Source organism: Telluria sp. ZB4P34, assembly GCF_059686055.1.
In genome coordinates, this window is sequence record NZ_JCASIF010000004.1 from 233501 (window position 1) to 257027 (window position 23527).

Annotated in this window: 14 protein-coding genes and 3 tRNA genes; 4 read left to right on the plus strand and 13 right to left on the minus strand. The window is 65.7% G+C overall.

The annotated features are described in order from the left end of the window. Complete coding sequence (locus AC56KL_RS10065) at positions 1–1629, plus strand: tetratricopeptide repeat protein (protein WP_497180014.1); 1629 nt, start codon at positions 1–3, stop codon at positions 1627–1629. Between the two features lie 174 nt (positions 1630–1803). Here AC56KL_RS10065 and AC56KL_RS10070 read toward each other — a convergent pair whose 3' ends face one another. After that, positions 1804–5403, minus strand: coding sequence for a hydantoinase B/oxoprolinase family protein (locus AC56KL_RS10070; RefSeq protein WP_497180015.1), 3600 nt, complete (start codon positions 5401–5403; stop codon positions 1804–1806). A gap of 84 nt (positions 5404–5487) precedes the next feature. Between AC56KL_RS10070 and AC56KL_RS10075 the strand changes: the two genes are divergently transcribed. Further along, complete coding sequence (locus tag AC56KL_RS10075; protein WP_497180016.1) at positions 5488–7038, plus strand: NAD(P)H-hydrate dehydratase; 1551 nt, start codon at positions 5488–5490, stop codon at positions 7036–7038. A 63-nt stretch (positions 7039–7101) separates the two neighbouring features. Here AC56KL_RS10075 and AC56KL_RS10080 read toward each other — a convergent pair whose 3' ends face one another. Continuing rightward, positions 7102–7827, minus strand: a complete 726-nt coding sequence (locus AC56KL_RS10080) for an ABC transporter ATP-binding protein (protein ID WP_497180017.1) — start codon at positions 7825–7827, stop codon at positions 7102–7104. Here AC56KL_RS10080 and AC56KL_RS10085 point away from each other — a divergent pair. Then, positions 7826–8467 carry an arylesterase gene (locus AC56KL_RS10085; RefSeq protein WP_497180018.1) on the plus strand — a complete coding sequence of 214 codons (642 nt, stop codon included), beginning with the start codon at positions 7826–7828 and terminating at the stop codon, positions 8465–8467. The genes AC56KL_RS10080 and AC56KL_RS10085 overlap by 2 nt on opposite strands. Then, a complete protein-coding gene (mnmH, locus tag AC56KL_RS10090) occupies positions 8464–9519 on the plus strand; it encodes a tRNA 2-selenouridine(34) synthase MnmH (protein ID WP_497180019.1) in 1056 nt (351 codons plus the stop codon). The genes AC56KL_RS10085 and mnmH overlap by 4 nt, the downstream gene beginning before the upstream one ends. A 119-nt stretch (positions 9520–9638) precedes the next feature. Here the strand turns inward: mnmH and AC56KL_RS10095 are convergent, their stop codons facing one another. The 11 genes from AC56KL_RS10095 to AC56KL_RS10145 form a co-directional block, all read right to left on the minus strand. Next, positions 9639–11561: a SurA N-terminal domain-containing protein gene (locus AC56KL_RS10095; RefSeq protein ID WP_497180020.1), complete on the minus strand. Its 1923-nt coding sequence runs from the start codon at positions 11559–11561 to the stop codon at positions 9639–9641. A gap of 232 nt (positions 11562–11793) precedes the next feature. Beyond that, a tRNA-Asp gene (locus tag AC56KL_RS10100) sits at positions 11794–11870 on the minus strand. A gap of 19 nt (positions 11871–11889) precedes the next feature. Further along, positions 11890–11966 (minus strand) — tRNA-Asp (locus AC56KL_RS10105). 67 nt (positions 11967–12033) lie between these two features. Next, positions 12034–12351, minus strand: coding sequence for an HU family DNA-binding protein (locus AC56KL_RS10110; protein ID WP_497180021.1), 318 nt, complete (start codon positions 12349–12351; stop codon positions 12034–12036). Between the two features lie 195 nt (positions 12352–12546). Continuing rightward, positions 12547–14955 carry an endopeptidase La gene (gene lon, locus AC56KL_RS10115; RefSeq protein WP_497180022.1) on the minus strand — a complete coding sequence of 803 codons (2409 nt, stop codon included), beginning with the start codon at positions 14953–14955 and terminating at the stop codon, positions 12547–12549. Positions 14956–15223: 268 nt separating this feature from the next. Next, the gene (gene clpX, locus AC56KL_RS10120; protein WP_497180023.1) at positions 15224–16492 is read right to left on the minus strand and encodes an ATP-dependent Clp protease ATP-binding subunit ClpX; all 1269 of its coding nucleotides are present in this window, start codon (positions 16490–16492) and stop codon (positions 15224–15226) included. 169 nt (positions 16493–16661) lie between these two features. Beyond that, positions 16662–17279, minus strand: a complete 618-nt coding sequence (gene clpP, locus AC56KL_RS10125; protein ID WP_497180024.1) for an ATP-dependent Clp endopeptidase proteolytic subunit ClpP — start codon at positions 17277–17279, stop codon at positions 16662–16664. 217 nt (positions 17280–17496) lie between these two features. Beyond that, positions 17497–18837 carry a trigger factor gene (tig, locus tag AC56KL_RS10130; protein ID WP_497180025.1) on the minus strand — a complete coding sequence of 447 codons (1341 nt, stop codon included), beginning with the start codon at positions 18835–18837 and terminating at the stop codon, positions 17497–17499. A 31-nt stretch (positions 18838–18868) separates the two neighbouring features. After that, positions 18869–18955, minus strand: a tRNA-Leu gene (locus AC56KL_RS10135). A 240-nt stretch (positions 18956–19195) separates the two neighbouring features. Beyond that, entirely contained in the window at positions 19196–22318 is a 3123-nt protein-coding gene (locus AC56KL_RS10140; RefSeq protein ID WP_497180026.1) for an efflux RND transporter permease subunit, read from the minus strand. Further along, entirely contained in the window at positions 22315–23469 is a 1155-nt protein-coding gene (locus AC56KL_RS10145; RefSeq protein ID WP_497180146.1) for an efflux RND transporter periplasmic adaptor subunit, read from the minus strand. The genes AC56KL_RS10140 and AC56KL_RS10145 overlap by 4 nt, the downstream gene beginning before the upstream one ends. Positions 23470–23527: the final 58 nt, after the last annotated feature.

Below are 23527 nucleotides of genomic sequence, written 5' to 3' on the forward strand. Positions count from 1 at the left end.
ATGCAAGAAAACGCCAATCTCACGGTACTAATCGTCGATCCCAGCCAGGGCATGCGCGGCAGCCTGCAGAACATGCTGAACCAGGCCGGCATCACCAAGGTCGAATCGGCCGTGAATGCCAGCACCGCGATCAAGCAGCTGGGCAAGCGCAGCTACGACATCATCCTGTGCGAGTACGACCTGGGCGGCGCGACGGGCGACGGCCAGGACGGCCAGCAGCTGCTCGAAGACCTGCGCCACCACCGCCTGATCACGGCGTCGACCATCTTCATCATGATCACCTCCGAGGGCGTGTACGACAAGGTGGTCAGCGCGGCCGAGCTGACCCCGACCGACTACGTGCTCAAGCCCTTCACCGTCGAGCTGCTGAGCGTGCGCATCAAGCGCGCGCTGGAGCGCCGCACCGCCCTGCTCCCGGTCTGGCAGCTGGCCGCGCAGGGCAAGCCGGTCGATGCGATCCGTGCCTGCGCCACCGCCGCCATCGCCAGCCCGCGCTATGCGCTCGACTTCCTGCGCCTGAAGGCGGAACTGCACGTGTCGGTCGGCGAACATACGCAGGCCGGCGCCATCTACCGCGACGTGCTGGCCGAGCGCCCGCTGGGCTGGGCCGGGCTGGGCCTGGCGCGCACCATGCTCGCGCAAGGCCAGCCGGACGACGCGCGCGCCACGCTGGAGCAGCTGGTGCAGGCCAATCCGCGCCTGATGGCCGCCTACGACCTGCTGGCGCGCTGCCACGAGCAGCTGGGCGCGACGGGCGATGCCCAGAAAGTGCTCGAAGAAGCCGTGTCGATCTCGCCGCACATGGTGCGCCGCCTGCGCAAGCTGGGCGAAGTGGCGCTGGAGAACGGCGACGCCGAAGCGGCGGAAAAGTCGTTCAAGCAGGTCGTGACCAAGGCGCGCTATTCGGAATTCCGCAACCCCGAAGACCACGTCAATCTGGTCAAGGCCTTGGTCACGCGCGGCGACGTGGCGGGGGCCGGCGGCGTAATCCGCGACATGGAACGCTCGCTGCGCGGCAGCGCCAACGTGGATGCCTGCCGCGCCTATTCGAACGCCCTGCTGCAGGAAAAGATGGGCAATGTCGGCGCCGCCGTGTCCGAGCTCTCGCAAGCCGTGAGCGCGGCGCGCACCAGCAGCGGCCTGTCGCCGAACCTGAAGATCGGCCTGGCCCAGGCCTGCCTGGAACACCAGCTGGACGAGCAGGCGTCCAACGTCATGCTGAGCGTGATGGGCGACACCGCGAACCAGGTCACGGTGGACCAGGCCATGGGCGTGTTCGTGCGCGCCGGCCGCCCCGACCTGGCCGACGGCATGGGCGAGCAGTTGCGCGCCCATGCCCAGATCCTGCTCGGCGTGGCCGACGAGAAGCGCAACATGGGCGACGTCCGCGGCGCCGTTCAGACCCTGATGGAAGCCTTGCACATGGCGCCGGGGAACGTACAGGTGATGGTGGCGGTGGCCGGCGGCATCCTGCGCCAGGTGAACGAGCTCGGGTGGGACCACGCGCTCGGCGAGGTGGCGGCGGAACAGATCGAGCGGCTGCGCGCCATGGATGCAAGTCACCCGCGCCTGGCGGCGCTGCTGGAGGAACTGCAGCAGGCCAAGCGCAAGTACGGCATCTCGACCTGAACGCACGCGTGCCGATTGCAGCCATGCAATCGGCGCTTGCGTTTCAACTCATTTCCATTGCGTCGGTGCAAACGTGGGCTGCCTGCTCGTCGTGCCTCGCTCGTGCTCTGGCTGCGCGGAGAAGGCGCGTAGCGCCTGCGCCGCAGCCGCCGGTTCGTGCCGGGCGCGTGATCGTCAAGGCGCGCCGTAGCCGCCTCCGCCCGGCGTCTCGATGACGAACAGGTCGCCGGGCCCCATGCCCACCTTGCCGATGTGCCCCAGGGCCTCCACCGTCCCGTCGGCGCGCAGCACCGTGTTGCGCCCCCGCTCGCCCGGCTCGCCGCCGGCCATGCCGAAGGGCGCGTGGATGCGGTTGTTCGACAGGATCGCCGCCGTCATCGGCTCCAGGAAGCGCACTTTACGTATGCCGCCGTTGCCGCCGCGCCAGCGCCCTGCACCGCCGGAGCCGTGTCGGATCTCGTAGCTCTCCAGCCGCACCGGGAAGCGGAACTCGAGGATTTCCGGATCGGTCAGGCGCGAGTTGGTCATGTTGGTCTGGACCACGTCGGTGCCGTCGAAGCCTTCGCCCGCGCCCGAGCCGCCGGAAATCGTCTCGTAGTACTGGTAGCGCGCATTGCCGAAGGTGAAGTTGTTCATCGTGCCCTGGCTGGCCGCCATCACGCCCAGCGCGCCGTACAGCGCGTTCGTGATGCAGGTCGAGGTCTCGACGTTGCCCGACACCACTGAGGCCGGATAGTGCGGGTTCAGCATCGAGCCCGGCGGGATGATCACCTTCAGCGGCTTGAGGCAGCCGGCGTTCAGGGGAATCTCATCGTCGACCAGGGTGCGGAACACGTACAGCACCGCCGCCATGCAGACGCTCGACGGCGCGTTGAAATTGTTGGGCAGCTGCTCCGAGGTGCCGGTGAAATCGATCTCCGCGCTGCGCGCCTCCCGGTCGACGCGGATCGCCACTTCGATGCGGGCGCCGTTGTCGAGCTCGTAGCTGTAGCGGCCATCCTTCAGCGCCGAGATCACCCGGCGCACCGCTTCCTCGGCGTTGTCCTGCACGTGCCCCATGTAGGCGCGCACCACGTCCAGGCCATAGCAGGCCACCATCTTGTGCAGTTCCTCGACGCCTTTCTGGTTCGCCGCCACCTGGGCGCGCAGGTCGGCCATGTTCTGGTCCGGATTGCGGGCCGGGTAGCGCGCCCCCGTCAGGAGCGCGCGCGCTTCCCCTTCGCGCAGCACCCCGTTTGCGCCGTCGACCAGCTTGAAGTTGTCGATCAGGACGCCCTCCTGCTCGATGTGCTGCGAATCCGGCGGCATCGAGCCGGGCGTGGTGCCGCCGATGTCCGCATGGTGGCCGCGCGAGCCGACGTAGAACAGGATGTCCTTGCCGGCTTCGTCGAACACCGGCGAGATCACGGTCACGTCGGGCAGGTGCGTGCCGCCGTTGTAAGGGTCGTTCAGCATGTAGACGTCGCCCGCCTTCATCCGTCCAAGGTTCTTGCGCATCACCGACTTGATGCTCTCGCCCATCGAGCCCAGGTGCACCGGCATGTGCGGCGCATTCGCCACCAGCCTGCCGTCGGCATCGAAGATCGCGCAGCTGAAGTCGAGGCGCTCCTTGATGTTCACCGAGTAGGCCGTGTTCTGCAGGCGCAGGCCCATCTGCTCGGCGATGGACATGAACAGGTTGTTGAAGATCTCCAGCATCACCGGATCGGCCGTGGTGCCGATTGCGCGCCGTGCGGGCAGCGCCTCCACGCGCAGCAGGACGAGGTGATTGTGCGGCGTGACCTGGGCCTGCCAGCCCGGTTCGACGACCGTGGTCGCATTCGCTTCGGCGATGACGGCAGGGCCGCGCACGATGTCGCCCGCCTGCAGCGCCTCGCGCAGGAACACGCCCGTCTCGCGCCAGGCGCCGCCGCTGAACATGCGCACCCGTTCCCCGGGCGCCGGCTGCGCACCCTGCATTCCTGCCTGCACGCCCGCCTCCGGCGGCGCATCGGAGCGGCCGATCGCTTCCACCGACACGGCTTCGACCACCAGGCCGCGCGACGGCATCAGGAATGAATAGCGGCGCTTGTAGGCCGACTCGAACGCGGCCTCCATTGCGTCGATCTCGCCGAAGGGCACGACGATGGCCGAATCGGTCCCCTCGTAGCGCAGGTGCACGCGCTGCACCAGCTCGATGCGCTCCGGCGCCACGCCCTGTCCCAGCAGCTGCTCGCGCGCGCTGTTTCCGAGCGCGGCCAGGCGCACCGCCAGCGCGTCGCTGCCGGCGTCCTCCAGGCGCAGCTCCACTGCCTGCTCGCGCATGGCGGTCTGGTCGGCCAGGCCCATTCCGTAGGCCGACAGCACGCCGGCCAGCGAATGGATGAACACCGTTTTCATGCCCAGGGCGTCGGCCACCAGGCAGGCGTGCTGGCCGCCGGCGCCGCCGAAGCTGGTCAGCGCATATTCCGTCACGTCGTGGCCGCGCTGCACCGAGATCTGCTTGATGGCGTTGGCCATGTTGCCGACCGCAATCTGGATGAAACCTTCGGCCACCGCCTCCGGCGCGGGCCGGCTGCCGGTGGCCGCGCCGATCCGGTCGGCCATGGCGTCGAAACCGGCGCGCACGGCCTCCAGGTCGAGCGCTTCCTTGCCGCTGCTGCCAAACAGGCGCGGGAAGTGTTGCGGCTGGATCTTGCCGAGCATGACATTGCAGTCGGTGACCGCCAGCGGGCCGCCGCGGCGGTAGCTGGCCGGTCCCGGATTGGCGCCGGCGCTGTCGGGGCCGACCCGGTAGCGGGCGCCGTCGAAATGCAGGATCGAGCCGCCGCCCGCCGCCACCGTATGGATGCTCATCATCGGCGCGCGCATGCGTACGCCCGCCACCTGGGTCTCGAACACTCTCTCGAACTCGCCGGAGAAGTGCGAAACGTCGGTCGAGGTGCCGCCCATGTCGAAGCCGATCACACGTTCGAAGCCGGCCAGCCGGCTGGCGCGCACCATGCCGACGATGCCGCCGGCGGGGCCGGACAGGATGCTGTCCTTGCCCTGGAAGGCGCGGGCGTCGGTCAGGCCGCCGCTCGACTGCATGAACTGCAGGTTCACGCCCGGCAGTTCGCCCGCCACCTGGTCGACGTAGCGGCGCAGGATCGGCGACAGGTAGGCGTCGACCACCGTGGTGTCGCCGCGCGCCACCAGTTTTATCAGGGGACTGACCCCGTGCGAGGTGGAGATCTGCGTGTAGCCGATCTCGCGCGCGATGCGCGCCGTGGCGGCTTCGTGCTCCGTGTAGCGGTAGCCGTGCATGAACACGATGGCGATCGAGCGCAGGCCGCGGTCGTAGGCCTGCTGCAAGGCCGCGCGCGCGGCGGCTTCGTCCAGCGGCAGCACCACCTCGCCGTGCGCGCCGATGCGTTCGTCGATCTCGGCCACCTCCGCGTACAGCAGTTCGGGTAGCACGATGTGGCGGTCGAACAGGCGCGGACGGTTCTGGTAGGCGATGCGCAGCGCATCGCGAAAGCCCCGGGTGATCGCCAGCAGGGTCGCCTCGCCCTTGCGTTCGAGCAGCGCATTGGTGGCGACCGTGGTTCCCATCTTGACCGCCTCCACCTGCCCCACCGGGATCGGCTCGCCGCCAGCTACGCCCAGCAGGTGCCGGATGCCGGCCACGGCGGCGTCGCGGTACTGTTCGGGATTCTCGGACAGCAGCTTGTGCGTGAGCAGCTGCCCATCGGGCCTGCGCGCCACGATGTCGGTGAAGGTGCCGCCGCGGTCGATCCAGAACTGCCAGTCCATGCCCTCTCCTGCTTTCCAGTGCCGAAGCGCCTATTGTAGTCCGGACGCGCGACCGCCCAGCGCAAAATGCATGACAATACGAGCATGGATACGAATACCGGACATGCCCTCTATACGGTCGGGCAGCTGCGCGCCATCGAACGCTCGGCCTATGCGGAACTGCCGCCCGGCGCCCTCATGCGGCGCGCCGGCGAAGCGGCGGCCAGGTTTGCGCTCGAACTGCTGGGCGCCAGGCGCGACCTGCCGGTACTGCTGCTGGCCGGACCAGGCAACAACGGCGGCGACGCCCTCGAGATGGCGGCGATCCTGGCGGACGGCGGCATCGACGCCACCGTGCTGCACCTGCCCGGCCAGCGCGAAACCTCCGAGGAAGCGGCAAGCGCCCACGAGCGCGCCCGCGCCGGCACGGTCGGGTTCATCGACATGCTGCCGCCCGATGGAGAATGGGGCCTGGTGGTGGATGGCCTGTTCGGCATCGGCTTGCGCCGCCCGATCGAGGGCGAGTACCGGGAGCTGGTGGCCTCGCTCGACAGCCTGCGCTGCCCGGTGCTGGCGCTCGACGTGCCGAGCGGGCTGGACGCCGACACCGGCGCCGTGATCGGGCCGGACGGCATTGCCGTGCGGGCGACCCATACCATCACCTTCCTCGGCAACAAGCCGGGCCTGCACACGGCGGAGGGGCGGGACTACGCCGGCCAGGTACGGGTCGACATGCTCGGCGTCGGGGCGGCGCACCTGCCCGCGCCCGCGGCGCGCCTCGGCTCGGCGGACCTGTTCGCAGCGCGCCTGGGCGCGCGCCGGCACAACACGCACAAGGGCAGCTTCGGCGACGTTGCCGTGATCGGCGGCGCACACGGCATGGCGGGGGCGCCGGTGCTGGCGGCGCGCGGCGCGCTGTATGCGGGCGCCGGACGCTGCTTCGTCGCCATGATCGACCCCGGTCCCGGCTACGACAGCGTCCAGCCGGAGATCATGTTCCGCTCGGCCGACGAATTCGAGCTGGCCGGGCGCACCCTGGTGATCGGCCCCGGCATGGGGGGCTCGGCCGCGGCCATGCGCCTGCTGGCGAAGGCGCTCGACAGCGACAGCCCGCTGGTGCTCGACGCCGACGCCCTTACCCTGGTCGGCGCCAGCCCGGACCTGCTGGCGCGCCTGGCGCAGCGCGGCGCCCCGGCCGTGCTGACCCCGCATCCGCTCGAGGCGGCGCGCCTGCTCGGCATGACGGCGGCGGCGATCCAGGCGGACCGGCTGGCGGCGGCGCGCGAGCTGGCCAGGCGTGCGAATGCCACGGTGATCCTCAAGGGCTCGGGCTCGGTGATTGCGCGCCCCGACGGCGCCGTGCTGGTCAACCCGACCGGCAACGCGGGGCTGGCGACGGCCGGCAGCGGCGACGTGCTGGCCGGGATCTGCGGCGCTCTGCTGGCGCAGGGCTGGCCGGCGTGGGAAGCGGCAGCGGCCAGCGCCTGGATCCACGGCGGCGCCGCCGACCGCCTGGTGGCGCACGGCGTCGGCCCGATCGGGATGACCGCAGGAGAATTGCCGGCCGCGGCGCGGGCCGTGCTGAACCTGCTGGTTGCCGAGAACGCCGTCTTACGTAGGGTGGTCGGCTTGCCGACCGCGCGTTCAGCCGGATGACGCATCGCGGCAACGCATCCCTCAGTTGGACGCGCGGTCGGCGGAGCCGACCACCCTACAAATTCAGGCCAGGCGCCCTGCCGCGATGGTGATGGTGCGCCCACATCGGGCCGCCATCGCCGGGTCGTGCGTCACCAGCACCAGGGTCGAACCGCGCTCGCGGTTCAGTTCGAACATGAGCTGGATAATGGACTCGCCGGTGGCGGCGTCGAGGCTGCCGGTCGGCTCGTCGGCGAACAGCAGCGGCGGCTCGGTCACGAAGGCGCGCGCCAGGGCCACGCGCTGCTGCTCGCCGCCGGACAGGTACTTCGGATAGTGGCGCAGGCGGCTCGACAGTCCGACCCGTCCCAGCATGGACTCGGCTTTCGCGCGCGCATCGCCGTCGCCGCGCAGCTCCAGCGGCAGCATGACGTTTTCGAGTGCATTCAGGTGGGCCAGCAACTGGAAGGACTGGAACACGAAGCCCAGCTTGGCCTTTCGGAAGGCCGCGCGGCCGTCTTCGTCGAGCGCGAAGATGTCGGTGCCGTCGAGCAGGACCGTGCCGCTCGAGGGGGTATCCAGGCCGGCTAGCAGGCCCAGCAATGTGGACTTGCCCGAGCCGGAAGCGCCGACGAGCGCGAGCGTCTCGGCCGGTTGCACGGTAAAATCGATGTTTTGCAGGATGGTGAGCTCGCCGCTGGCGTCCGCCACCCGCTTCGACAGGCCCTGGACCGCGATTGCCGCCGGCCTGCCCGCCGCTGCGGCATCCGGCACACCACCATTCTTGAACACCTCGGGATTATCACGCATGCTCGCCATTCTCAAAAAGTTGTCACTGCTACCGCTCATCGCCACGCTCATCACGCTGGCCGCATCGGCCAGCGCCTATTCTGCACCAAAAACCGTCCTCGTGGTGGGTGACAGCCTGTCGGCGGAGTACGGCATCACGCGCGGGACCGGCTGGGTGCCGCTGCTGGAACAGAAGCTCAAGGCCGAGAAGATTCCCGCCCGGGTGGTCAACGCCAGCATCAGCGGCGAAACCACCATCGGCGGCCGTACCCGCCTGCCGGCCCTGCTCGCACAGCACAAGCCGGACATCGTCGTGCTCGAGCTGGGCGCCAACGACGGCCTGCGCGGCCTGCCGGTGGCCTCGGCCGAGGGCAACCTGCGCGCGATGGTGAACATGGCGCAGGAAAAGAAGGCCGCGGTGCTGCTGGTCGGCATGCGCATGCCGCCGAACTACGGCCGCGCCTATACCGACAGCTTCTTCGACATGTTCAGGCGCCTGTCGCTCGAGACCAGGTCGCCGCTGGTGCCGTTCATGCTCGAGGGCGTGGCCGACAAGCCGGCCCTGTTCCAGGCCGACCGCCTGCATCCGACCTCGAAGGCCCAGCCCATCATCCTGAACAACATCTGGCCGCAACTGGCGTCCCTGCTGAAAAAACAATGAAATACCCTGCCGTCCTTAGCTTCGCCGACATCTTCCCGGAGCTCGATCGCTTCGACACCATCATCGACGCGCGCAGCGAGTCGGAGTATGCCCTCGACCGGATTCCCGGCGCGATCAACGCCCCGGTGCTGGATGATGCCCAGCGCGTGCGCGTCGGAACCCTGTACAAGCAGGTCGGCTCGTTCGAGGCCAAGCGGATCGGCGCGCCGCTGGTGGCCGCGAACATCGCGCGCCACATCGAGACCCTGTGGGCTGACAAGCCGCGCGACTGGAAGCCGCTGGTGTACTGCTGGCGCGGCGGCAACCGCAGCGGCTCGATGGCGCACATCCTGGCCAGGATCGGCTGGCCGGCAGTGCAGCTCGACGGCGGCTACAAGGCCTACAGGGCGCACGTGGCCACGGCGCTCGAGAATCCGCCGGCGCTCGACTTTCGGGTGGTGTGCGGCACGACCGGCAGCGGCAAGAGCAGGCTGCTGGAAACGCTCGACCGCATCGGCGCCCAGGTGCTCGACCTGGAGAAGCTGGCGGCGCACCGCGGTTCGGTGCTGGGAAACCTGCCCGACGAAGCGCAGCCGACACAGAAGATGTTCGAAAGCCGGATCTGGCACAAGCTGCGCTACTTCGATCCGGGCAAGCCGGTGTTCGTGGAGTCCGAAAGCAAGAAGGTCGGCAACCTGCGCGTACCGGACGCCGTGATGGCGCTGATGCGCGCCTCGCCCTGCATCTCCTTGTCGCTGTCGCGCGAGAACCGGGTGCGGCTGCTGATGGAAGACTACGAGCATTTCTGCAAGGACCCGGATGCACTCACCGGCCAGCTCGCCCACCTGGTGCAGCTGCACGGCAAGGACAAGATCGACGCCTGGCGCGACATGGCCAATGGCGGGGCGATGCCGGCGCTGGTGGACCAGTTGCTGCAGGAGCATTACGACCCGGCCTACCTGCGCTCGATCGACCGGAATTTCGTGCAGTTTCAGAAGGCGGAGCTGATGGAGTTGAAGGACATTGCCGTGGATGATTTCGAAGCGGCGGCGCGGCGTCTGCACACGGCGTGAACTGCGCCTGCACCGTGACCGAGCCGGTATTCGTCGAGAAGTGCCTGAACAAATAAACAAAAAGCCCGGCTGCTCACACAGCCGGGCTTTTTCATGCGTCAAGCACGCCTAGTCGCCGATCACTCGCCTTCCGGCTTGGCGCCCAGCTGCGACGCGCTCACGTTGATCTTGGCCTTGGCCTTGGCCTTGAGCGCCTCGACGTAGTTGTACAGCTCCGCCTGGCCGACCAGGCCCGAGATCTGCTGCGCTTCCTGCTTGCGGCGGTTCGCGTCCACCTGGGCCGGCTGCGACACCTTGCCGATGCGGTACACGCCATAGCCCTGGCCCGGCACTTCCACGCCCACGTAGGCCGGCAGCTTGCTGACGTCTGCCTTCAGCACCGCGATCGCGGCGGTGGTGTTGATGGCCGGCTCCTTGGTGCGCGACACCAGCTTCGGCTCGCCGAAGCCGGTGGCGTCGCCCGAGGCCTTGGCGGCGGCCAGCTTCTGCTCGCCGGCGGCGCGCGCCAGGCGGGCCGCTTCTTCCAGCGTCACGCGCTGGCGGATCAGGGCGTCGACCTCACTCAGCGGACGCTTGGTGGACGGGCGGAACTCGAGCACGCGGCCCGACACCAGCACGCCCGGCGCCACTTCGACGGCTTCGGTATTGCGCTTGTTCTTGATCGCGTCCACGCCGAACAGCGCAGCCAGGAATTTCTCGTTGTTGAACGGCGCCTCGCCGAACTGCGGGTTCGCCTTGCGGGTCAGGCCGTCGACCGTCTCGATCTTCAGGCCCAGCTTGTCGGCCGCGGGCTTGAGGCTCTCCGACTGCTCGTACACCAGGTTGGTGAAGGACTCGGCCATTTCCGAGTAGCGCTTCGACATCTTCTGCTTCTTCAGGTCCGCGGCAATATCGTCCTTGGCGGCGTCCAGCGGCTTCTGCGCCGCCGGCTGCAGGGCGGTAAGCTTGATGATGTGGTAGCCGAATTCCGACTGCACCACGCCGCTCACTTCACCTGCCTTGAGCGCGTAGATCGCGTCCTCGACAGGCTTGACGAAAGCGCCCTTCTCGACCACGCCGAGGTCGCCGCCGGCCTGGGCCGAACCGGTGTCCTGCGACTGCGCCTTGGCGATCTCGGCGAAGTTCGCGGGATTCTTGCGTACTTCGGCCAATACGGCCTCCGCCCTGGCCTTTGCGGCGGCCTGGTCGGCGGGCTTGGCGTCGCGCGCCACGTTGATCAGGATGTGGCTTGCGGTGCGCTGTTCGGGCGTCGTGTAGGCCTTGAGGTTCTTGTTGTAGTAGTCGGTGATCTCGGCGTCGGTCACCTGCACCTGGCTCGCGACGGCGTCGGTATTCAGGACGACGTACTCGGCCTTCACCTGTTCCGGCACCGTGAACAGGGCGGCGTTCTTGTCGTAATACGCCTTGACCATCGCGTCGGTGACTTTGACCTGCGGCAGGTACTGGGCAACCGGGAACAGTATTTCCTGGACCTCGCGTTCCTGGTCGTTGATGCTCGAGAGGCGCTCGCTCACCGAACGCGGCGCGAAGGCGGTCGACTGGATCGAGCCGACCAGCTGCTGCACGGTCAGGTCGCGGCGCAGGCGCTGGTCGAACATGGCCGGCGTCATGCCCTGCGCTGCCAGGGCCGCCTTGTACTGCTCCATGTCGAAGCTGCCGTCCGGCTTGCGGAAGGACTGCTCCTGCGCGATGGTCTTGGCCAGCACGGCGTCGCCCACGGTCATGTGGGTGCGTGCGATCTCCGCGTTGATGGCGCGCTCGGCCACCAGGTTGTTCAGGATGGCCTGCTTGGCTTCCGGCGTCTCGAACATCTTCTGATCGAACTGCGGACCCATCATCTGGCGCGCCTGGTCGATCTGGCGGCGCTGGGCTTCTTCCCATTCCTGCTGGGTGACCTTCTGGCCGGCAACGGTCGCCACGCTGGCGCCGGCGTCACCGCCGTCCCCGTAGCTCTCGAGGCCGACTAACACGAACGACGGCACGATCAGCACGAGCAGCAGCCCCTGCATCACGCGCTTGTTGTTACGGACAAAATCAAACATGGTCAGCCTAGATTGATAATGCTTTGACAGCACAAGTTAAAAAAAAAGGCGAACTCGCGTTCGCCTCTTCTTGTTCTCCCGGCCTGGCCTGGGGCCGTCCGGGTACGACTGAATTCTGGCGGAGCGGACGGGGCTCGCCCACATTCCGCGGGCCGCGGATTGCCTTGCAAGTCAATCCCTTCTCGCCCAAGCCGTGCTCCCCGCAGGGGGAGCACTACTTTCCTGTATGTTCTGGCGGAGCGGACGGGGCTCGAACCCGCGACCCCCGGCGTGACAGGCCGGTATTCTAACCAACTGAACTACCGCTCCAGAATAATGTGGTGGGCGTTGGCGGAGCGGACGGGGCTCGAACCCGCGACCCCCGGCGTGACAGGCCGGTATTCTAACCAACTGAACTACCGCTCCAACAAACTACACGACATCGCATTACCTTTGCAGGTAGTGCCCTCTGCATGTCACTGCAGAGAAGGCATTAGTTTACAGCATCTTTCAGCGCTTTACCAGCCTTAAATTTCGGAACCTTGGCCGCCTTGATCTTGATCGGTTCCTTGGTGCGCGGGTCGCGGCCGGTGCGGGCGGCGCGCTCGCCCACGGTGAAGGTGCCAAAGCCCACCAGCGTGACGCTGTCGTTCTTCTTCAGCGACTCGGTCACGGCGATGATCATGGCGTCGAGAGCACGCGTCGCCGAGGCCTTGGTAATGTCCGCGGACTTCGCGATTTCTTCGATCAGTTCTGTCTTGTTCACTCTAACCCTCGTGTGTACGTTGGACGCCGCGGCGCCTTGCTGCAAAAGTGCAAGCGCGTATTAAACAAGGGCAACATTGGTCTGTCAAGCAACATCCGTGGGGGATGGGGGCGGCTGTGTTCGGATCGCACAGTCGAGCTCGCTTCTAGCACGTGCCAGCGTGCGCGCACCCCTGCGAGACGGCACCAAACCAAAAAAAACAGGCGCCGAAGCGCCTGTGTTCATCGATCGCGGAAGCGATCAGTGCTTGACCACCTCTGTCGAGCCTTCCGCAGCCGCGGCCGGCGTGACGGACACCGGCGCCGCTACTTCCACTATCGGCGTCGGCTGGCGTTCCAGGGCGATCTCCAGCACCTTCTCGATCCAGCGCACCGGCACGATCTCGAGCTTGTTCTTGACGTTGTCCGGAATCTCGGCCAGGTCCTTCACGTTCTGCTCGGGGATCAGGACCGTCTTGATGCCGCCGCGATGCGCCGCCAGCAGCTTCTCCTTCAGGCCGCCGATCGGCAGGACTTCACCGCGCAGCGTGATCTCGCCCGTCATCGCCACGTCGGCACGCACCGGGATGCCGGTAAAGGCCGACACCAGCGCCGTCGTCATGCCGATACCGGCGGACGGACCGTCCTTCGGCGTCGCGCCTTCCGGCACGTGGATGTGGATGTCGGTCTTCTCGAACACCTCGGCCTTGATCCCCAGGCGCGCGGCGCGCGAACGCACCACGGTGCGGGCCGCCTCGATCGATTCCTTCATCACGTCGCCCAGGGTGCCGGTACGGATCACTGCGCCCTTGCCCGGCACGTTCACGGCTTCGATGGTGAGCAGGTCGCCGCCCACCTCGGTCCAGGCCAGGCCGACCACCTGGCCGATCTGGTTATCCTTCTCGGCCATGCCGAAGTCATAGCGGCGCACGCCCAGGAACTTGTCCAGGTTCTTGGCGCCGACCGTGACCTTTTTCTCGGTCTTGGTCAACAGCAGCATCTTGACCACCTTGCGGCAGATCTTCGAGATTTCACGCTCGAGCGAACGCACACCGGCTTCACGGGTGTAGTAACGGATGATGTCGCGGATCGCCGATTCCTCGACCTTGATTTCGCCTTCCTTCAGGCCGTTGTTCTTGATCTGCTTGGGCAGCAGGTAGCGCTGTGCAATGCTGGTCTTCTCGTCCTCGGTGTAACCCGACAGCCGGATCACTTCCATCCGGTCCAGCAGCGCTGGCGGGATGTTGAACGAGTTCGAGGTCGCCACGAACATCACGTCCGACAGGTCGAAGTCGACTTCGACATAGTGGTCGCTGAAGGTATGGTTCTGCGCCGGGTCCAGCACTTCCAGCAGGGCCGAGGACGGATCGCCGCGGAAGTCCGCGCCCATCTTGTCGATCTCGTCGAGCAGGAACAGCGGATTGCGCACGCCGACTTTTGAGAGCGACTGCAGCACCTTGCCCGGCATCGAGCCGATGTAGGTACGGCGGTGGCCGCGGATCTCGGCCTCGTCGCGCACGCCGCCGAGCGCCATGCGCACGTACTTGCGGTTGGTGGCGCGGGCGATCGACTCGCCCAGCGAGGTTTTACCCACGCCCGGAGGACCGACGAAGCACAGGATCGGGGCCTTCAGCTTGTCGACACGCTGCTGCACCGCGAGGTACTCGAGGATGCGTTCCTTGATCTTGTCGAGGCCGTAGTGATCCGATTCGAGCACCTGCTGGGCTTTTTCCAGGTCGATGGTGACCTTCGACTTCTTCTTCCACGGCAGACCGACCAGGGTGTCGATATAGTTGCGCACCACGGTGGCTTCGGCCGACATGGGCGACATCATCTTGAGCTTCTTGATCTCGCCCATCGCCTTGTCGAGCGCCTCCTTCGGCATCTTGGCGGCGATCACCTTCTTCTCGAGTTCCTCGATGTCGGCGCCGTCTTCGCCTTCGCCCAGTTCCTTCTGGATGGCCTTGACCTGCTCGTTCAGGTAGTACTCGCGCTGCGATTTCTCCATCTGGCGCTTGACGCGGCCACGGATGCGCTTCTCGACCTGCAGGATGTCCAGTTCGCCTTCCAGCTGGCCGAGCAGGTGCTCGAGGCGCTTGGCGACGTTGAAGATCTCCAGGATGACCTGCTTCTGCTCGAGCTTGAGCGGCAGGTGGGCGGCGACGGTGTCGGCCAGGCGACCGGCGTCGTCGATGCCTGCCAGCGAGGCCAGGATCTCGGGCGGGATTTTCTTGTTGAGTTTGACGTACTGGTCGAACTGCTGGACGATGGCGCGGCGCATGGCCTCGACTTCGGAATCGTCGCCGATTTCCGATTCGACCGGGGTCAGCTCGGCGGTAAAGTGGGTGGCGCCATCGGTGATCTGGTCGATGCGCGCGCGCTGGGCGCCCTCGACCAGCACCTTCACGGTACCATCGGGCAGCTTCAGCATCTGCAGAATATTGGCCACGCAGCCGATCTCGTAGATGTCTGCGGCAGAGGGTTCGTCCTTGGCAGCGGCCTTTTGGGCGGCCAGCATGATGCTCTTGCCCTGCTCCATCGCGGCTTCCAGGGCCTTGATGGATTTCGGACGGCCGACGAACAGAGGTATCACCATATGCGGAAACACGACCACATCGCGCAGCGGTAACAGTGGCAGCGTCGTTTGCTCGGTTAATTTCGAAGTTGTCATGGCATACCTTATAGAAACGTGTTGCTGAACTTGGGCGCTCGCAGCGTAAAACTCAAGACCGCCGCGAATATATTTTCTGCCAGTAAAAAAATACCATTAAGCGAAAATATAGCCGTTCCGATAAAAAACGCGTTTTCAAATGAAAAAGCCACTGCGCAGGAGCTCCCGCGAGTGGCTTTTCGATTGAAGCCCGGTTTCTTATTAAGACCTAGTGTACCTTCAAGAATCCGTACGGCAAGACTTTTGTGGCAAAAGTGCGCGCCTTTTTTTAGTTTTCGCCGGAAGCTTTTGGCGATTCGCTGTAAATCAGCAAAGGTTTCGCGGCGTTCGTGATCGTATTTTCATCGATCACGACTTTCACGACGTTCTGCTGGCTTGGCAGTTCGTACATCACATCCAGCAGCGCGTGCTCGAGGATCGAACGCAGGCCGCGGGCGCCGGTCTTGCGCGCCAGGGCCTTGCGCGCGATCGCGTGCAGTGCCGCAGGACGTATTTCGAGTTCGGCGCCTTCCATTTCAAGCAGCTTCGAATACTGTTTGATCAAGGCATTCTTCGGCTCGATCAGGATCTGGATCAGCGCTTCTTCGGTGAGCTCGTTCAGGGTGGCAACCACCGGCAGGCGGCCGACCAGTTCGGGAATCAGGCCGAACTTGATCAGGTCTTCCGGCTCGGCGTCCATCATGATCTCGCTGGCCGCGCGCTGGGTCTGGCTCTTGACCGTGGCCGCGAAGCCGATGCCGCTCTTTTCCGAACGATTCTGGATGATCTTGGCCAGGCCGTCGAATGCGCCGCCGCAGATGAACATGATGTTTGTCGTGTCGATCTGGACGAAGTCCTGGTTCGGATGCTTGCGGCCGCCCTGCGGCGGCACCGATGCCATGGTGCCTTCGATCAGCTTCAGCAATGCCTGCTGCACGCCCTCGCCCGAGACGTCGCGGGTGATCGAGGGGTTGTCGGACTTGCGCGAAATCTTGTCAATCTCGTCGATGTAGACGATGCCGCGCTGGGCCTTCTCGACTTCGTAGTTGCAGCTTTGCAGCAGCTTCTGGATGATGTTCTCGACGTCTTCACCGACATAGCCGGCTTCGGTCAGCGTGGTCGCGTCGGCGATCACGAAGGGGACGTTGAGCATGCGCGCCAGGGTCTGGGCCAGCAGGGTCTTGCCGGAGCCGGTCGGGCCGACGAGCAGGATGTTGCTCTTGGCCAGTTCGACGTCGTCCTTCTTGCCCAGGTGCTTGAGGCGCTTATAGTGGTTGTAAACAGCAACAGACAGGATGCGCTTGGCTGTTTGCTGGCCGATCACGTACTGGTCGAGCAGCTCGGTGATTTCGTGAGGCGTCGGCAGATCGGACTTGGCGCCCGCCACCGTTTCGACGTTCGAGGTCTCGTCGCGGATGATGTCGTTGCACAGGTCGATGCATTCATCGCAGATGAACACCGACGGTCCCGCGATCAGCTTCTTGACTTCGTGCTGGCTCTTTCCGCAGAACGAGCAGTACAGAAGTTTTTCGCCGCTGGAGGATTTTTTGTCAGACATGGGGCAGGATAATTGAAAGTGACTCGCTAATAAGTTGCTTGAATATAACGCTAATACGAGCACGCAACAAGTGCGCACACGAACATGCTACCCGAAATAAAAACGAAACGCCCGAACGACTGTCGCCCGGGCGTTTTTTGGCAACACCTTGGTTGCGTCGCGACGAGGCTTAGGCGCGGTTGGTCAGCACGCGGTCGATCATGCCGTATTCCACGGCCTCTTCCGCCGACATGAAGCGGTCGCGGTCGGTGTCGCGGTGAATCTGCTCGATGCTCTGGCCCGTGTTCTCGGACATGATGCGGGCCAGGCGCTCGCGCAGGTACAGGATTTCCTTAGCCTGGATCTCGATGTCCGAGGCCATGCCCTGCGAACCGCCGGATGGCTGGTGGATCATCACGCGCGAGTTCGGCAGCGAGAAACGCTTGCCCTTGGCGCCGGCAGCCAGCAGGAAGGCGCCCATCGAGGCGGCCAGGCCGGTACACAGGGTGGAGACGTCCGGCTTGATGAAGTTCATCGTGTCAAAGATCGCCAGGCCCGCCGAGACGGAACCGCCCGGCGAGTTGATGTACAGCGAAATATCCTTGTCCGGATTCTCGCTCTCCAGGAACAGCATCTGGGCCACGATGAGGTTGGCCATCTGGTCGTTGACAGGGCCGACCAGGAAAATCACACGTTCCTTGAGGAGGCGCGAATAGATGTCATAGGCGCGCTCGCCGCGGCCACTCTGCTCGACCACCATCGGCACGAGGCCGAGGGCTTGGGTATCCAATGCCGGATTACGAATCATACCTGTCTCGTTCCTTGTAAAAAGGGGTTCAGAAAGCCCATCTTAGCAAAACTGCGTGGTTTTCACAGACACGTAGGGTGGGCAGCTTCGCTGCCCACGCGGTGATCGCTGTCGGCTCCGTCATCGCGCACGATGATCATGCTGCCAACTATCGCCGCGTGGGCGGGAAACCCGCCCACCCTACGAACAACCAACACCCTTGCGGATCGGGTTGCTGTTAACCCTGCGGGTTCGCACCCATCAGTTCATCGAAAGCGATCGTCTTGGTGCTGACCTTCGCCTTGCCGAGGACATAGTTAACGACGTTTTCTTCCAAAACAAGTGCTTCCACTTCGGCCAGGCGGCGGCGGTCGCTGTAATAGTACTTCAGGACTTCTTTCGGATCTTCGTAACTTTGCGAGAAGTCTTCGATCTGGGCTTTGACCTGTTCCTGGGTTGCCTGCAAATTATTATCCGAAACCAATTGCGACAGGATCAGACCCAGGCGCACGCGGCGCTCGGCCTTGTCGGCGAACATCTCGGACGGGAAAGGCATCGCCTTGACGTCCATGCCACGCTGCATCATGTCCTGGCGGGTCATTTCGGCCAGGCGCTCCGAATCCTGCTGAATCATGGCCTTCGGCACTTCCAGGTCGGTGGCCTTGACCAGGGCGTCCATCACGGCTTCCTTGTTGCGGGCCTTGATGCGGGCGTTGACTTCACGCTCCAGGTTGGTCTTGATGTCGGCGCGCATCTTCTCGACCGAGCCGTCTTCGATGCCCAGCGAACGCGCGAACTCGGCGTCGACTTCCGGCATGTGGGCCCATTCGAGCTTGTTCAGGGTGATGGTGAACTCGGCGGTCTTGCCGGCCACATCCTTGCCGTGGTAATCCTCGGGGAAGGCCAGCGGGAAGCTCTTGCTCTCGCCAACTTTCAGGCCGACGGTGGCGGCCTCGAATTCCGGCAGCATGCGGCCTTCGCCCAGCACGAAGGCGTAGTTCTCGGCCTTGCCGCCAGCGAACTCTTCACCGTCGATCTTGCCGACGAAGTCGACGGTCACGCGGTCGCCGTTGGCGGCCACGGCTTCGCCGCCGCTGCCGTGCTCGCCCTCTTCACCCTTGGTGTGGTAGTGCACGCGCTGCTTGCGCAGGATGTCGATGGTCTTGTCGATCTCGGCGTCGCTCACGTCGGCGCCGACGGTTTCGATTTCCACGCCAGCCAGGTCGCCGAGCACGACGTCCGGATAGACTTCGAAAGTCGCGTCGAAAGCCAGCATGCCTTCCGGCGCGTCTTGTTTCGGTTCGATTTTCGGGAAGCCGGCAACACGCAGCTGGTTCTCGTTGGCGGCGTCGTTGAACGCGCGGCCGACTCGGTCGTTCAGCACGTCCGATTCGATCTGGTAGCCGTATTGCGCTGCGACCATCTTGAGCGGCACCTTGCCCGGGCGGAAGCCCGGGGCCTTTGCCGTCTTGGCCTGCTTCTTGAGGCGCTTTTCGACCTCGCTACGGACGTCAGCTACCGGAAAAGTGATCGTCAAGCGACGCTCGAGTTTACCCAGGGTTTCGACTGCAGTTGCCATTATAAAAATCGTCCAAAAAAATAATTATTCGTGGTGCGAGGAGGGGGACTCGAACCCCCACACCATTGCTGGCGTCAGGACCTAAACCTGGTGCGTCTACCAATTTCGCCATCCTCGCGGAAGGATTGCATTTTTGCCACAAAAACAAAGGGCGCCCGACAGTGAAACCGGCCGCCCTGCACTCCTCTGTTTAGGGGCTACAACTTCAATCGAATATTTTACTGGATTTTCTGTCACTATTGGGCGTTTTTTGCTAGGCGTGCGGGGGTTGGAGCTCATCTATATAGGACGACGTGAGCTCAGCCATATCCAAAAGTCGGCTGGGTGCGCGGTCGGCAAAGCCGACCGCGCGTTCCAATCACGTCAGCGGCGACGCGCCTTTTTCGCCCACAGGCTTTTTTACCCGGAACCACGCCGCATACAGTGCTGGCAGGAACAGCAGCGTGAGCGCCGTCGCCACCAGCAGGCCGCCCATGATCGCCACGGCCATGGGGCCCCAGAACACGGAGCGCGACAGCGGGATCATTGCCAGCGCCGCGGCGGCCGCCGTCAGCAGGATCGGCCGGCAGCGCCGCACCGCCGCTTCGACGATCGCATCCCAGGGCTCGGCACCGGCAGAGATGTCCTGCTCGATCTGGTCGACCAGGATCACCGAATTGCGGATGATCATGCCGAACAGCGCGATCACGCCCAGGTTGGCCACGAAGCCGAACGGGCGGTCGAACACGAGCAAGGCCATCGCCGCGCCGGCGATCCCGAGCGGACCGGTGAGGAAGACCAGCAGCGAACGCGAGAAGCTGTGCAGTTGCAGCATCAGGAGCGTGAAGACGATGAACAGCACCAGGGGCACGTTGGCCATGATCGAGGCTTCCGCATCGGAACTGTCGGCCGCCGCGCCTTCCACGCTCACCTGGTAGCCGGCCGGCAGCTCCGCGCGGATGCCGGCAAGCTTCGCGTCGACCTGCGCGGTGACGGTCGGCCCCTGGATGCCGGCCACCACGTCGGACTGCACCATGATCGCCCACTCGCGCCCCTCGCGCCATACCACGCCCGGCTCCCACACGAAGCCGATACGCGCCACCTGCCCGATCGGCACCGCACGGCCGCCCGCGGTCGGCACCAGCGCCTCCGACAGGCGCGTGATGGTCGCGCGCTCCTCCAGGGGCTGGCGCACCACGATGTCGATCAGGCGGTTGGTCTCGCGGAACTGGCCGATCGGCGTACCGGTCAGGGTCGTATTGACGACGCGGCGCACCGCCTGCGAGCTCACGCCGAGCGCGCGCAGCTTGTCCTGGTCGAGGTCGAGGCGCAGCACCTTCACCGCTTCGTTCCAGTTGTCGTTGACGCCCACGGTGTTCGGGTTGGCGCGCATGATCTCCTTGACCCGGTCGGCCACGCCGCGCACGATGCCGATGTCGGGCCCCACCACCTGGAACTGCACGGGGTACGCCACCGGCGGCCCATTCGGCAGCAATTTCACGCGTCCGCGCACCTCGGGAAAGCCGGTGCGGAAGGCCTCTTCGATTGTCAGGCGCAGGCGTTCGCGCGCCGCGGCGTCCGCGGGCAGCACGACCAGCTGCGCCACGTTCGACTGCGGGAAGATCTGGTCGAGCGGCAGGTAGAAGCGCGGGCTGCCGGTGCCGACGTAGCTGGTCACGCTCTGCACGCCCGGCTGCCGGTCCAGGAAGGCCTCGAAGCGCTCCACCACGGCTTCGTTGGCCGCGAAGCTGGTGCCTTCCGGCGACCACATCTCGATCATCAGCTCGGGACGGCTCGAATCGGGAAAGAACTGCTTCTCGATGAACTTGAAGCCGAATACGCCGAGTGCGAACACGCCCAGGCTCAAGGCGATGGTGGTCTTGCGCCACGTCACGCACCAGTGCACCACGCGGCGAAAGCGTTCGTAGGCCGGACTGTCGAACACGTCGTGCGAGGATTCGCCCTGGGCATGCGGCTTCACCCTCAAGAGCACGTAGCCGATATAGGGGGTGAACACCACCGCCGCCACCCACGAAATCAGGAGCGCCAGCGCATTCACCGAGAACATCGTGAAGGTGTATTCGCCGGCCGCCGACTTGGCCAGGCCGATCGGCAGGAAGCCCGCCGCCGTGATCAGGGTGCCGGTCAGCATCGGCATCGCCGTGGAGGTGTAGGCGAAGGTAGCCGCCTCGAAGCGCGACATTCCTTCTTCCATCTTGCGCACCATCATCTCGACCGCAATGATGGCGTCGTCCACCAGCAGGCCGAGCGCGATGATCAGGGCGCCGAGCGAGATCTTGTGCAGCGAAATGTCGAGCAGCCGCATGAACAGGAAGGTAATCGCCAGCACCAGCGGAATCGTCAGGGCCACCACCAGTCCGGGGCGCACGTCGATGCGCAGCTTCGGCTTGGTGTGCAGGCCGAGCGCGATGAAGGACACCGCCAGCACGATGATCACGGCTTCGACCAGCACCTTGATGAATTCGTCGACCGAAGCGGTGACGGCGGCAGGCTGGTTGCTCACGCGTTCCAGTTCGATCCCGACCGGCAGCTGCGCGCGGATGCGCGTCACGGTCTCGTCCAGGCCCTCGCCCAGCCGGATGATGTTCCCGCCCTTTTCCATCGACACGCCCAGGCCGATCACCTCCTTGCCGTTGAAGCGCATCTTGTCCTTGGGCGGGTCCTGGTAGCCGCGCTTGACTTGCGCGAAGTCGCCCAGCCGGAAGGTGGTGGCGCCGGCGCGCAGCTGGAGGTTCTCCAGCTGCTCGGGAGTCTTGATCGCGCCGCTGACCCGCACCTGCAGGTTGTCCAGCGGCGTCACCAGCACGCCGCTGGCTTCCACCCCGTTCTGGGTGGCGATCTGGCTGACGATCTGCTCGAAGGGCACGCCCAGCTGGGCGAACTGCTTGCTCGAGAACTCGATGTAGAGCTTTTCCTGCTGTACGCCGAACTGCTCGACCTTGGCAACCAGCGGCACCTTCAGGAGCTGCTGGCGCACGAAGTCGGCGTAGTCGCGCACCTCGGCCTGGGTGAAGCCGTCGCCCGAGAGCGCGAAGATGGAGCCGTAGGTGTCGCCGAACTCGTCGTTGAAGAAGGGGCCGATCACGCCCTGCGGCAAGCTCGCCGCCATGTCGCCGATTTTCTTGCGCACCTGGTACCAGGCCGGCGCGGTATCATGTGGCGGAGTCGATTCGCGCAGCTCGAGGATGATGGTGGTCTCGCCCGGCTTGGAAAAGCTGCGGATGCGGTCGATATAGGGAGTTTCCTGGAGCTTCCGCTCGAGCGGGTCGGCCACCTGCTCGGCCATCTGCACGGCGGTGGCGCCCGGCCACACGGCGCTGACCACCATGGCGCGGAAGGTGAAGGGCGGATCTTCATCCTGGCCCAGCTGCTGGTAGCTCAGGATGCCACCGATCAGCAGCGCCGCGATCAGGTAGCGCGTGAGCGGAATGTGTTCCAGCGCCCAGCGCGAGAGGTTGAAACTGCGATTGAAACCCTTCATGGGCGCGCTCCCTGCGCTGCGCCGCCCACTGCGGCGGCCTCGGTATCGCCGCGGCGCGCCACGTCGGCCGCCAGGATGCGCACCTTCTGGCCGGGTTTCAGCAGGTGCACGCCGGCCGTGACGACGGCCTGCCCGGCCTGCACGCCGCCGCCGAGCAGGATGTCGTTACCCGCTTGTCCCGCCACCTGCACGCGGCGCAGCTGCACCGCGCCGTTTTCCACGACCCAGACGCTGGTCGCGCCCTTGTCCTGCACCAGGGCGCTGAGCGGCACCCGCAAGGCCGCCGCATGCGCGCGGCCGGTCGCCATCTCCACGGTCGCCGTCATGCCCAGGCGGACCTCGGGGCGGGCCGGAATCGCGATCTTGACCATGTAGGTGCGCGTGGCCGGATCGGCCACGGGGGAAATCTCGCGGATCTTGCCCGGGAACGCTTCACCGGGATTGGCCCACAGGCGCACGCGCACCTCTCCGCCCTGGCGCAGCTGCCCGACCCGGTCTTCGGGAATGCCGATCACCACCTCCTTCTGGTCGGTGCGCGCCACCCGCACCACCGGGGCGCCGGCCGCCACCACCTGGCCGACCTCGGCATCGACCGCCGTCACCACGCCGTCGGTGTCGGAGGCCAGGTTCGCATAGCCGGCCTGGTTCGCCTGCCCGCGCAGGGCCGCGCGCGCCGCGTCGACCCGGGCCTGGGCCGCCCGCAGGGCCGCCTGCCTGGCATCGAGCACCGCCTGGCTGACGAAGCTGCGGGCGCGCAGCTCCTGGTGGCGCTTGAAGTCCGCCTCCGCCAGGTCGCGCTCGGTTTCGGCGGCGCGCAGGCTGGCGCGCGACCCGGCTTCGGCCAGGCGCAGGTCTTGCGGGTCGAGGCGCATCAGCACCTGGCCGTCGCTCACCAGCGCGCCGACGTCCACCCTGCGCTCGACGATCTTGCCGCCCACGCGAAAGCCCAGGCGCGATTCGTAGCGCGGCCGCACGTCGCCGGAAAACTCGACGCGCTCGGCACCGCCGCCAGCGGCGAGCTGGATCACGCGCACCGGGCGCACGTCCTCCACCTTGGGGGCGGGCTGGTCGCAGCCGGCCAGGACGAGAAACACCAGCGGAACGAGCAGCGACGCCAGCGCGTCGGGGCGGAAGGGGCGGAGCGGGAACATGGCGGACACGTGGAATCCTCGTGGTGAATAGCCCTGAAGGCCTAGACGTTAGGGCATT

Coding starts and splice junctions, on each gene's coding strand:
- AC56KL_RS10065 (WP_497180014.1), top strand. CDS start 1: ATGCAAGAAAACGCCAATCTCACGGTACTAATCGTCGATCCCAGCCAG.
- AC56KL_RS10095 (WP_497180020.1), bottom strand. CDS start 11,561: ATGTTTGATTTTGTCCGTAACAACAAGCGCGTGATGCAGGGGCTGCTG.
- clpP (WP_497180024.1), bottom strand. CDS start 17,279: ATGATTCGTAATCCGGCATTGGATACCCAAGCCCTCGGCCTCGTGCCG.
- AC56KL_RS10085 (WP_497180018.1), top strand. CDS start 7,826: ATGCTCGCCATTCTCAAAAAGTTGTCACTGCTACCGCTCATCGCCACG.
- AC56KL_RS10070 (WP_497180015.1), bottom strand. CDS start 5,403: ATGGACTGGCAGTTCTGGATCGACCGCGGCGGCACCTTCACCGACATC.
- AC56KL_RS10140 (WP_497180026.1), bottom strand. CDS start 22,318: ATGAAGGGTTTCAATCGCAGTTTCAACCTCTCGCGCTGGGCGCTGGAA.
- AC56KL_RS10080 (WP_497180017.1), bottom strand. CDS start 7,827: ATGCGTGATAATCCCGAGGTGTTCAAGAATGGTGGTGTGCCGGATGCC.
- lon (WP_497180022.1), bottom strand. CDS start 14,955: ATGACAACTTCGAAATTAACCGAGCAAACGACGCTGCCACTGTTACCG.
- AC56KL_RS10145 (WP_497180146.1), bottom strand. CDS start 23,469: ATGTTCCCGCTCCGCCCCTTCCGCCCCGACGCGCTGGCGTCGCTGCTC.
- mnmH (WP_497180019.1), top strand. CDS start 8,464: ATGAAATACCCTGCCGTCCTTAGCTTCGCCGACATCTTCCCGGAGCTC.
- AC56KL_RS10075 (WP_497180016.1), top strand. CDS start 5,488: ATGGATACGAATACCGGACATGCCCTCTATACGGTCGGGCAGCTGCGC.
- clpX (WP_497180023.1), bottom strand. CDS start 16,492: ATGTCTGACAAAAAATCCTCCAGCGGCGAAAAACTTCTGTACTGCTCG.
- tig (WP_497180025.1), bottom strand. CDS start 18,837: ATGGCAACTGCAGTCGAAACCCTGGGTAAACTCGAGCGTCGCTTGACG.